The organism is Kamptonema formosum PCC 6407, assembly GCF_000332155.1.
In the GTDB taxonomy this organism is placed as follows: Bacteria; Cyanobacteriota; Cyanobacteriia; order Cyanobacteriales; family Microcoleaceae; genus Kamptonema; species Kamptonema formosum.
This window is the reverse complement of sequence record NZ_KB235904.1, coordinates 1,318,356-1,330,843: the sequence shown is the minus strand read 5'-3', so window position 1 is coordinate 1,330,843 and position 12,488 is coordinate 1,318,356. Positions and strand designations below refer to the sequence as shown.

Below are 12,488 nucleotides of genomic sequence, written 5' to 3'. Positions count from 1 at the left end.
TGTGAATACTAAATTAACAGTAATGAAAAGATGGCTCATAAATCTTCCGCCCTAATTTTTGGGTTATTACTACTATTGCCTTTCCCCGCTATTGCTCAAATTATTCCCGATAATAGTTTAGGTGGAGAAAGTTCGCGCACAGTTCCCGCAACTATCAATAATTTACCATCGGACAGAATAGAAGGCGGTGCAACTCGTGGCCCTAAATTATTTCACAGTTTTCAAGAATTTAACATCGGTGAAGGCAGAGGAGCATATTTTGCCAATCCGAACGGTATTGCTAACATTTTCACTCGCGTTACCGGGGGAAATCCTTCCAATATTTTAGGAACATTAGGAGTGCAAGGCAATGCTAACTTATTCTTACTTAATCCCAAAGGGATTGTCTTCGGCCCCAATGCGAGATTAGATTTACGCGGCTCATTTATCGGTTCAACTGCCAGCAGCATTCTTTTTGATAATAACTTTGAATTCAGCGCCGCTAATTCTAATGCAGTGCCATTGTTAGCGATCAATATTCCTTTAGGTTTGAGATTTAGAGAAAATCCCGGCACAATTGTCAACTCTTCCCAAGCAATTGGCCCCACACCAACCTTACCGCCATTGCCCATAGAAATTCCTGTTTCTAACAAACTTGGTTTGGCAGTAGATCCAGGTCAAACTTTAGCATTAATTGGTGGAGATATTCAACTACAAGGTGGAAACTTAACAGCTTATACCGGACAAATATTATTGGGAAGTGTGAAAAGTCCCGGTTTAGTGCAATTTGAACCAACGGCTTTAGCTCTAAATTTAGACTACAGCAATATTCAGAATTTTGGCAATATTGAAATGAATGAGGCACTTATCAATACCAGTGGATTAGGAGGTGGCAAAATTGACATCAGAGGTTCAAATATCAACATCAGCAGTTCGGGAATTTATAGCTTGACACTAGGAGATGTTGATGGTAGAGGAATTGACATTAATGCTGACAATTTACGAGTAGATAAAGGAGCGCAAATTCTTACTTCAACTTTGGGAGATGGAATGGGGAGTAATATTAATATCCGCGCTACTGACTCAGTAGAAATGGTTGGGTTGGGAATAGGAGGCTATCAGCGATTTTATACCCAATACATATTATCTGGAACTCTCAACCCCTTCGATCCCCAAATTGTAATTAATAGTGGTACTGTGGGCAATGGAGCCGCTGGAGAGATTAATATCAATACCGGACGGTTGCTGCTGCGGGATGGCGTGGTGGGCGGTAGTGCTACCCTCGCTGCTGGAAATGGGGGAAATCTGAATGTCCGCGCTAACACCTTTGAGCTTGTCAGTTCAGCAATCAATAATGGAACAACTAAGAAAAGTACCGGCTCTGGCGGCAGCATTAATATTGAGGCAGAACGGTTAATCATACGCGATGCTGGTGGTTTGGTTAGCATCAGCCGCAGCGATGGAGCATCGGGAAATATCACGATTAAAACAACTGAATCAGTAGAATTATCGGGGGGTATTTCTGGAAGTGCCGCGCAAACTCGTATGGGTACAAACTCTTTTGATGGCAATGGGAAAGCTGGGGATATTACCATCGACACTAAGCGGCTAACTGTTACTGATGGAGCCTCAATTAGTTTATCAACGGGTGCAGTTATTGGGCAAGTCGTGTTTTCTAGGAATGGGGGGCTAGGAGGAAATTTAACTGTGAGAGCTTCCGAGTCGATAGAAGTAAGCGGCGTGTCTGGAGTTTTGGGAAATGTAGGATTCGGAGCCAGTGCTCTAGCTACTCAAACTTCAAGTTCTGGTCGGGGTGGAGATATCTACCTCTCTACGCCCATACTCAATCTGCGGAATGGGGGGATTATTTCTGCGGCTTCGTTGGGTGCAGTAGATGCCGGAAATATTACAATTGATGCCGATCGCATCGAAGTTCAAGGCGCGGGAAGTAACGGTCGTTTTGCAAGTAGAATTGAGGCTTCGGCTGGCAGTTTTTCTATTATTGTCAATCCCAACGCTACGGGGAATGCTGGCTCGTTGAATTTGAATACGAATCGATTGATTGTCCGGGATGGGGCAACGGTTAGCGTTCAGTCTTTAGGAAGGGGAAGGGCGGGAAATATTAATGTTGTAGCTGACTCAATTGCCTTGGATAACAAAGCGAATATTGACGGTACAACTGACTCTGGCGGTGGGGGAAATATTAATATCAAGGCGCAAGATATCCAGTTGCGACGCGGGAGTAGAATTACCACTGATGCGGGTATTTCTGATGGTGGCAATATCAGGATTCAGGGTGATATTCTGGCTACTTTACCAAATGAAAATAACGATATTACTGCTAATGCTCGCACAGCTAGGGGCGGTCAAGTTACAGTGAATGTACCCAATATCTTTGGTTTTACAACTGTTAATCGCGAACAAGCCAGAAGTAGTTTAGGACTAACTGACGCTGAATTTGCCGCTTTACAAGTGAATCCAACTTCTTTAATTGATACTAGCGATATTGCGGCTATTTCTCAACAGGCTGGCCCCGCTTTACAAGGGGCGGTAACGTTTAGCACTACTGGTGTCAATCCAGCTTCTGGGTTAGCAGTATTACCGCAAAATGTGGTCGATTCTGCGACATTAATTGCGGCTAATCCCTGCACGGAAGGGGCAGGAAGCGAGTTTAGTATTACTGGTAAAGGAGGAGTGCCACCTAACCCTAATGATGTCCTCAGCAACGATTCTGCTCAGTTTAATTGGGTAGAACCAGTGGCAAATGGAAGTCACAAGGCAGAAGTTAAAAGTCCCGAAATAGAAATAAAGCCGCAGGCAGTTATTCCTGCTCAAGGTTGGGTGATGGATGCTCGAGGACAAGTCACACTGGTAGCGTACAATTCGGGTGGTGGTGCTTCTACTCGCAGTCCGAAACCTACAGGTGTTTGCGTACCTCGATAGGTACTCTTTCAGTTTTGCTGACTTTGTTTTTCCCATACAAATTAACTTAATTGCAATGATGCACTGCCAATCTTCTACACTACTTTTTGCTTTATTACTACTGTTTCCCTTCCCCGCTCTTGCTCAAATTGTCCCTGATAATAGCTTGGGTGCAGAAAGTTCGCGCACAGTTCCCGCAACTATTAACAATTTACCCTCAGATAGAATCGAAGGCGGGGCTAATCGTGGTGTCAGTTTGTTTCACAGTTTCCGCGAATTTAATGTAGGTGAAGGACGCGGCGCATATTTTGCCAATCCCAATGGGATTATTAATATTTTTACCCGCGTGACTGGGGGCAATCCTTCCAATATTTTAGGAGTATTGGGAGTACAGGGTAATGCTAATTTATTTTTACTCAATCCCAGAGGAATTATATTTGGCCCCAATGCTCGGTTAGACTTACGGGGTTCATTTATTGGTTCTACTGGTAGTGGAATCTTTTTTGATAATGGCTTTGAATTTAGTGCGGTCGATGCTAATGCAGTGCCATTATTAGCGATTAATATTCCTGTAGGTTTGAACTTTAGAGAAAATCCCGGCACAATTGTCAACACTTCCCAAGCAATTGGCCCCACACCAACCTTACCGCCATTGCCCATAGAAATTCCTGTTTCTAATAAACTTGGTTTAGCAGTAGCTCCCGGTCAAACCTTAGCCTTAATTGGTGGAGACATTCAACTACAAGGTGGAAATTTAACAGCTTATAGCGGACAAATATTACTGGGAAGTGTCCAAAGTCCCGGTTTAGTACAATTTGAACCAACAGCTTTAGGTCTGAATTTAAACTATGACAATATTCAGAACTTCGGCAATCTTGAAATGAATGGTGCATTTATAAACACCAGCGGATTAGGAGGTGGCAAAATTGACATCAGAGGTTCAAATGTCACCGTCAGTAGTTCAGGAATTTTGGGATTGACATTAGGAAATATTGATGGTAGAGATATTAATATTAATGCCCAAAATTTGCGAATAGATAAAGGGTCGCAAATTATCCCAGCGACACTGGGAGATGGGATGGGAAGCGATTTGAACATCCACGCTACTGACTCAGTAGAAATGATCGGACTAGGAATTGAGGGCTATCAGCGGGTTTATAGTGAATATCTAGCCTCTGGAGCGTTCAACCCTTTTGACCCGCAAATTATTTTGAGTGCTGGTACTGCTGGCAGTGGAGCCGCCGGAGAGATTAACATTGACACCGGATGGCTACTGCTGCGCGATGGGGCAACAGGCGGTACCAATACCTTTAGTGCTGCAAATGCCGGAAATATAAATATCCGTGCTAACACCGTCGAACTCGTCAGTTCAGCGCTCAGTAGCGGCACAAATCGTGGAAGTAGCGGTAAGAGCGGAAACATAACTATTGACGCACAACGGTTAATCATGCGCGATGGCTCCAATCTCGTCAGCATCACCCGCAGTGATGGAGCATCGGGGAATATCGCGATTAAAGCGAGTGAATCTGTAGAATTGTCAGGGATTCTACCTGGAAGTACGGCGCAAACTTTAATCGGCACGAACTCTTTCGATGGGAATGGGAAAGCCGGAGATATTACCATTGACACTAAGCGGCTGACTGTTTCTGATGGAGCCTCAGTTAGTTTATCGACGGGTGTAATTATTAGCCAAGTCCTGTTTTCTACGAGCGGAGGGCCTGGAGGAAATTTAACTGTGAGAGCTTCAGAGTCGATAGATGTGAGCGGCGTGTCTGGAGTTTTGGGGAATGGGGGCTTCGCGAGTTCTCTGGTTACTCAAGCTATAAGCTCTGGTAGAGGTGGAGATATCCGCCTCTCAACACCTAAACTAACTGTGCGAGGTGGGGGTCTTATTTCTGCCGCTTCTTTGGGTGCAGTCGATGCAGGAGATATTACAATTGATGCCTCTAGCTTAGAAGTGCAAGGCATTGGGAGTAACGATGGCTTCAGCGGTAGAATTGAGGCTTCGGTTGGCAATGCTTATGGTGTTTTCAATCCCAACGCTACGGGGAATGCTGGCTCATTGAATCTGAATGTAAATCGATTGACTGTCCGGGATGGAGCAACGGTTAGTGTTCGGGCTTTGGGAACGGGAAGGGCTGGCAATATTAATGTTGTAGCTAACTCAATTGCCCTAGACAATAAAGCCAGTATTGACGGTACAACCGACTCTGGTGGTGGGGGAAATATTAATATCAAGGCGCAAGATATCCAGTTGCGACGCGGGAGTAGAATTACCACCGATGCAGGTATTTCTGATGGTGGAAATATCAGAATTCAGGGTGATATTCTGGCGACTTTACCAAATGAAAATAACGATATTACTGCTAATGCGCGTACTGCTAGAGGCGGTCAAGTTACGGTGAATGTCCCGAATATCTTTGGTTTTACAACTGTTAACCGCGAACAAGCCAGAAGTAGTTTAGGACTAACTAACGCTGAATTTGCCGCTTTACAAGTGAATCCAACTTCTTTACTTTCCACCAGCGATATTGCCGCCATTTCACAACAGGCTGGCCCCGCATTACAAGGAGCCGTAACTTTTAGCACTACTGGGGTAAATCCCGCTCAAGGATTAGTCACCTTAGACCAAAATGTGGTCGATCTCAGCACTTTAATTGCAGCTAATCCTTGCATAGAAGGGGGAGGAAATGAGTTTAGTATTACTGGTAAAGGAGGAGTGCCACCGAATCCTAATGATGTCCTCAGCAACGATTCTAGACAGTTAAACTGGGTGGAACCAGTGACAACTGGAAGTCACAAGGCAGAAGATCAAAAAGTAGAAGATAAAAAAGTAGAAATAGATATTCAGCCACAGGCAGTTATCCCTGCTCAAGGTTGGGTAATGGATGCTCAAGGACAAGTAAGACTTGTAGCGTACAATTCAGGTGATGGTGCTTCTGCTCGTGTTCCGAAGCCGACGGGTGCGTGTGTACCGCGATAGGTACTTTATAGGTTTTAGTCATGCGATCGCTTTTTCATCATTTCAATTAACGGAGTTGAACTATGCCCCGCCAATCTTCTACACTATTTTTTGCTTTCTTACTACTATTTCCCTTCCCCGCCTTTGCTCAAATTATCCCAGATAATACTTTAGGTGCAGAAAGTTCGCGCATAGTTCCGGCAACTATCAATAATTTACCATCGGACAGAATAGAAGGCGGTGCAAATCGTGGTGTCAATTTATTTCATAGTTTCCGGGAATTTAATGTAGGTGAAGGGCGAGGAGCATATTTTGCCAATCCGAACGGTATTGCTAACATTTTCACTCGCGTTACTGGGGGCAATCCCTCAAATATTTTAGGCGTGTTGGGAGTGCAAGGCAATGCTAATTTATTTTTACTTAATCCCAGAGGGATTATCTTCGGCCCTAATGCGAGGTTAGATTTACGCGGTTCATTTTTAGCATCAAGTGCTAGCGGCATTCTCTTTAATAATGACTTTGAATTTAGCGCGGTCGATGCTAATGCAGTGCCATTATTAGCGATTAATATTCCTGTGGGCTTAAGATTTAGAGAAAATCCTGGGACAATTATCAACCAGTCAAAAACGGTGGGTGAAGTGCCAAATTTGCCCCCACTTCCCATAGAAATTCCTATTGTGAACAAAGTTGGCTTGGCCGTAGAACCCGGTAAAACTTTAGCGCTCATTGGTGGAGATATTCAACTGCAAGGAGGCAATTTAACAGCTTATAGCAGTCAAATTATTCTGGGCAGTGTCACAAGTCCAGGTATCGTGAAAGTTGAACCACTGCCTATAGATTTAAATTTAAACTATGACAATATCCAGAACTTTGGCAATATTGAATTATCTGATTCAATTATAAATACAAGTGGATTAGAAGGTGGCAGAATAGACATCATGGGATCGAACGTCACCCTTAACGGTTCGCGAATTTTGGCATTGACCTTCGGAAATATGGATGGTAGAGGTATTAACATCAATGCCCAACAGTTGCGAACTGATAATGGGTCGCAAATTTACACTCTAGCACTGGGAAATGGTGCTGCCGGCAATATCAACATCCGCGCTAGTAACTCAGTAGAAATGAGCGGCATTGGATTTGAGAGTTATCAACAGTTTTTACAGAATTATTTAATATCTGGAACAGCCAACCCTTTAGATCCGCAAATTGTTTTGAGCAGTGGTACTATTGGCACGGGAGTCGCAGGAACGATCGCCATTAATACGGGAAGACTGCTGATAAATAACGGCAGCATAGTAGGTAGCTCTACATTTGCCAGTGGCAATGGTGGAAATGTCACCATCCGTGCCAGAGAATTCGATCTAGCAGGTTCTGCAATTAACAGTGGCACGCTTGTGGGGAGTACCGGCATCGGCGGAAATATTACCTTTGAGGGAGAGCGATTGACAGTGCGTGATGGTGCTGCGATCGCTAGCGTTACTCGCAGTGGAGCGCCATCAGGAAATATCAATATTAAAGCGAATGAATCATTAGAAATCTTGCGTACTCCTGCTGGTAGTGCCGTGCAAACTCTGATTAGCACAAACGCTCTTGGTCAGAATGGAAATGCTGGAAACATTACCATCGACACCAAGAAATTAACTATTACTGATGGCGCTGGGATTAGCTTATCAAGTGGTGCAGCGATTGGTACTCAACTATTAAATACGACTGGAGGAGTGGGAGGTAATTTAACCATTAGAGCTAGTGAGTCGATAGAAATGGGAGGTATTTCTGAAGTTTTGGCAAATGGGAGTCGCAGTATTAGTTTTATCACCAGCGACACTTACTCATCCAATCGGGGAGGGGATATCTACATTTCCACACCTGTATTATTGCTAAGGAGTGGGGGATTTATTTCTGCTGGTTCTTTTGGTAAAGCAGATGCAGCTAATGTCACAATTGATGCACAAAAAGTGGAACTCATTGGTAATGGGAGTACTGGTGAATTTAGCACTGCTATTCAGGCTTCCGTTGGCTTTTTATACCTGTTGACGAATCCTAATGCGACGGCGAATGCAGGTTCTTTGAATCTGAATGTTAGTCAATTAACGATGCGGGATGGCGCAACGATTAATGTTCAGGCTTTAGGCAGGGGACAGGCAGGAAATATTAATGTTATAGCTGACTCAATAACTATGGAAAATAAAGCCAGTATCAATGCTTCTAATGACTCTGGTGGTGGGGGAAATGTTAATCTTAGAGCGCGAGATATCCAGTTGCGGCGCGAAAGCAGAATTGTCACCGATGCTGGTATTTCTGACGGTGGAAATATCAGGATTAATAGCGAAATTCTGGCGAGTTTACCCAATGAAAATAACGATATTACTGCTAATGCGCGTACTGCTAGGGGCGGTCAAGTTACAGTAAATGTCCCCAATATTTTTGGTTTTACAGCCGTTACCCGCGAACAAGCCAGAAGTAGTTTAGGACTGACTGACGCTGAATTTGCAGCTTTACAAGTGAATCCAACTTCTTTAATTGCTACTAGCGATATTGCGGCTATTTCTCAACAGGCTGGCCCCGCTTTACAAGGAGCGGTGACATTTAGCACTACTGGGGTGAATCCGGCTCAAGGATTGGTAGCTTTGCCGCAAAATGTAGTTGACCCTGCGACATTAATCGCCGCTAATCCTTGTATAGAAGGGGAAGGAAATGAGTTTACTATTACTGGTAAAGGAGGAGTGCCACCTAACCCTAATGATGTCCTCAGCTACGATTCTGCTCAGTTTAATTGGGTGGAACCAGTGGCAAATGGAAGCCAGAAGGTAGAAGATAAAAAGGCAGAAATAGACATTCAGCCACAGGCAGTTATCCCCGCTCAAGGTTGGACAATCGATGAGCGAGAGCAAGTAACGCTGGTAGCATATAATTCAGGTGGTGGTGCTTCTGCTCGCAGTCTGCAACCGATGGCAAACTGCATTCCGCGTTAAATTTTTGGTAGTGTAAGTGGTAATTGCTAATTAGTAATTGCTAATTAGCAATTATATAGGTTAGACTTCACTAATTGAAGACTTTACTAATTGAAGACTGTATAAGGGGAGGGGAAACCATTATTTTTAGTAAATAGATACTTTGCTAAATATAATCTGGTATAACCTTAAGGAAAAAAATGTCAGCCAGAGACTTTACGGAAAAATAAAACTATGCAAGTTACCGAACAGCGATACTACTCCCCAGAGGAATATCTGGCGCTAGAGGAAGTAGCAGACTACAAAAGCGAATACATTGATGGGGAAATTTATCCAATGGCAGGCGGATCTACTAATCACAATCAGATAGCTGGTAATTTCTATGCGGAGCTAAATGTTGCTTTCAAGAAATTAGATTACCGAGTTTATATGGGTGATGTGCGGCTGTGGATGCCGAAGAAACGCATTTACACTTATCCAGATGTGATGGTAGTGATAGGAGAGCCAGAATATTTCAATAATCGCACTGATACGATTACTAATCCGAAAGTGATTATGGAGGTTTTGTCTAAGTCTACTAAAGGGTATGACCGCAGTGGTAAGTTTGAGGCTTATCGGACTATTCCCACTGTTGAGGAGTACATCTTAGTAGATCAAACTAAAATTTACATAGAACAGTTTTATAAGACCGGAAAAAAACGTTGGTCATTTAGAGAGTATGATGCAGAAGATGAGGCGATCGCTCTCAATTCAGTACCTTTTGAGATTTCCCTGGCAGATGTGTATAATAAGGTCAAGTTTGAAGAGATAGAGGCGGAGGTTGAATCCTAGAAGGTAATGGTTTTCGAGATTAGCAAATAGTAAGTTTATTAACTCTAAATTGTATGAAAATCACGCGATCGCAAAGAAATTTTGCCTTTTTATTGTTGCTTTCACTTCTGTTAGCCCTTGCCATCCCGCCCGCAGTGGCTCAGATGCAGCCACCAGCAGCGATGCAACTTGTCCAACAAGCTCGCACCCTGTACGATCGCGATCGCTACTCAGAAGCCGCGCCTCTATTACAACAAGCAGCAACAAGCTTTGAAGCACAAGGCGATCGCCTCAATCAAGCAATGGCTTTGACCAATTTAGCTGCAACTTACGGGCAACTCTCACAATGGGAAGCAGCAGAGCAAACTCTGAATTCTAGTTTATCTCTGCTACAACAGCAATCCCAAACCCTTGAACAGCAGCGCATTCTAGCTCAAACTCACGATATCCAAGGACAAATACAACTAGAACGGGGGCGGGTTCAAGATGCCCTCGATACTTGGATTGAATCTGGTAAAATTTACCAGAAAATTGAAGCTCCCCAGCAATTAATCCAAAATCAGATTAGCCAAAGCTTTGCTCTGCAATCACTCGGACTTTACCCCAGAGCTTGCAAAACCCTATTAACTACCTTAAAGCTGGAAGCGCAAACCTGCGAACTTTCTAAAGAAGGTTTACAAACCTTGAAAAATCAGCCTGTTTCCCTGGAAAATGTGCGGGCTACCAATGCTTTAGGTCATGTGTTGCTAGTTTTGGGTCAATTGAATCAGTCTCAGGAAGTGCTAGAAGTTGGCTTACAAGCATCTAAGCAATTAAATATCCCGCAAGAACAAGCTGCAATTTACCTGAATCTAGGTAATACAGTACGGGCTCAAAGTAACAACCCTGGTTTAAACGCAGAAGAGCGTAACGAGTTCGAGCAATCTGCGATCGCAATTTATAACCAAGCTGCAAAACTGACAACCCAGAGGGATACTGAGCTTCAGGCTAACTTAAACCAGCTTAGCCTCTTGGTAGACAGGAAAGATTGGGCAGAGGCGGAGGTGATCTGGCGAACGTCGATCAAACCTAAAATGACTCAGATTCCCTCCAATCAGGCTGGAATCTACGCTCAAATTAACCTGGCTCAAAGCTTGATGAAACTCTCGCAGTCATCGCAAATAACGCCGCTATTCATCGCAATTGAAAGTATTCTGAATCAAGCCAGCGGACAGGCAAATATCTTAGGCAATCCGCGCATTCAAGCTTATATTCTGGCGGCTCAGGGCAAGTTATACGAACTTCAGCAACAGCCATCAAAGGCAGAAACTTTCACAACTAAGGCTCTGGGTTTAGCGCCAGCATTTCAATCTCCTGATATTGCCTACCAATTACTTTGGCAACTGGGGCGGATTAAGAAAGCCCAGGGAAATACAGAAGATGCGATCGCACAATATAGCCAAGCCGTAAAAATCTTATCTGCTCTGCGGGGCGATTTGGTGACAGTCAATCCTGAAGTGCAATTTTCTTTCCGAGAAAGCGTGGAACCTGTCTATAGGGAATTGGTGGGATTGCTTTTAAAAGAAGATTCGCCCAGCCAAGATAAACTCAAATTTGCTCGCCAAACCATTGAGTCTTTACAATTAGCGGAATTAGACAACTTTTTCCGCGATGCTTGTGCGGATGCGAAACCCAAAGCGATTGATGAAGTCGATCCTACTGCGGCTGTAATCTACCCGATTATTTTAAGCGATCGCCTAGAAGTAATCGTCTCCATCCCCGGTAAACCTCTTCGCCACTATAGCGTTGTCAAATCTCAGGAACAGCTAGAAACTACCTTTAGAAGAATGCGAAATTCTTTGAGGCAAACTTCTGCTCTCAGCGAGCGTTTACCCATTGCTCAAGAAGTATACGACTGGTTAATCCGCCCTGCTGATGCGGATTTTGCCTCTAGCGGCATTAAAACTCTAGTATTTGTTTTGGATGGCTATTTGCGAAATCTGCCGATGGCAGCTTTATATGATGGTCAACAGTATCTACTGCAAAAATACACCATTGCTCTTACGCCGGGACTGCAATTACTAGAGGCGCAATCGCTGAGAAAAGTAAAATTACAAGTGCTAACTGCTGGCTTGACAGAAGCACGTCAGGGCTTCTCAGCTTTACCAGGAGTAGCAAGTGAAGTTCAGCAGATTGCAGATGTGCTACCCACGAGTTCAATTTTGAACGAACAGTTTATTAGCAAGGAGTTACAATCGAGACTAGAATCAGTTTCTTTTCCGATTGTTCACTTAGCAACTCACGGTCAATTTAGCTCGAATGCGGCAGATACTTTCATTTTGACTTGGGATGAGCGAGTGAATGTTAAGGAGTTAGATAGATTATTGCGATCGCGCAGCGGTGAGAAGGCTTTACCCATTGAGTTACTGGTTTTGAGCGCCTGTGAAACGGCTTCTGGCGATTCTCGCGCTTCTTTAGGTTTGGCTGGGATTGCAATTCGTTCGGGAGCTCGCAGCACTTTGGGAACTCTTTGGCAAGTCAGTGATGAAGCTACGGCTATTTTTATGACTGAATTTTATCGACAGCTTGCTAAGTCGAAAATTAGTAAAGCTGAAGCTCTTCGCAATGCTCAAGTAGCGGTAATGGAAAACCGGCAATATCAAAATCCTTATTTCTGGGCACCATTTGTAATTGTCGGTAATTGGCAATAATCTAACAGTTAACTGTTAACTGTTAACAGTTAACAGTTAACTGGTAATGGGTAATTGGTAATGGGTAATTGGTAATGGGTAATGGGTAATGGGTAATCGGTAATCGGTAATTGCTAATTGGTAATTTAGGACTTACGCAGGGAGTCCATGAAACCGGGTTTTTTAGAGAAT

General features: G+C 43.7%; 5 protein-coding genes. All 5 read left to right on the top strand.

What is annotated here, in order from left to right; translation table 11 throughout:
• The first annotated feature begins 30 nt into the window (after positions 1–30).
• The gene (locus tag OSCIL6407_RS0122870; RefSeq protein ID WP_007358093.1) at positions 31–2,922 is read left to right on the top strand and encodes a two-partner secretion domain-containing protein; all 2,892 of its coding nucleotides are present in this window, start codon (positions 31–33) and stop codon (positions 2,920–2,922) included.
• A gap of 55 nt (positions 2,923–2,977) precedes the next feature.
• Positions 2,978–5,884 carry a two-partner secretion domain-containing protein gene (locus tag OSCIL6407_RS0122865; RefSeq protein ID WP_007358092.1) on the top strand — a complete coding sequence of 969 codons (2,907 nt, stop codon included), beginning with the start codon at positions 2,978–2,980 and terminating at the stop codon, positions 5,882–5,884.
• Positions 5,885–5,946: 62 nt separating this feature from the next.
• Positions 5,947–8,838, top strand: a complete 2,892-nt coding sequence (locus OSCIL6407_RS0122860; RefSeq protein ID WP_007358091.1) for a two-partner secretion domain-containing protein — start codon at positions 5,947–5,949, stop codon at positions 8,836–8,838.
• A 213-nt stretch (positions 8,839–9,051) separates the two neighbouring features.
• Positions 9,052–9,648: a Uma2 family endonuclease gene (locus tag OSCIL6407_RS0122855; protein ID WP_007358090.1), complete on the top strand. Its 597-nt coding sequence runs from the start codon at positions 9,052–9,054 to the stop codon at positions 9,646–9,648.
• 53 nt (positions 9,649–9,701) lie between these two features.
• Positions 9,702–12,317 carry a CHAT domain-containing protein gene (locus OSCIL6407_RS0122850; RefSeq protein ID WP_007358089.1) on the top strand — a complete coding sequence of 872 codons (2,616 nt, stop codon included), beginning with the start codon at positions 9,702–9,704 and terminating at the stop codon, positions 12,315–12,317.
• Positions 12,318–12,488: the final 171 nt, after the last annotated feature.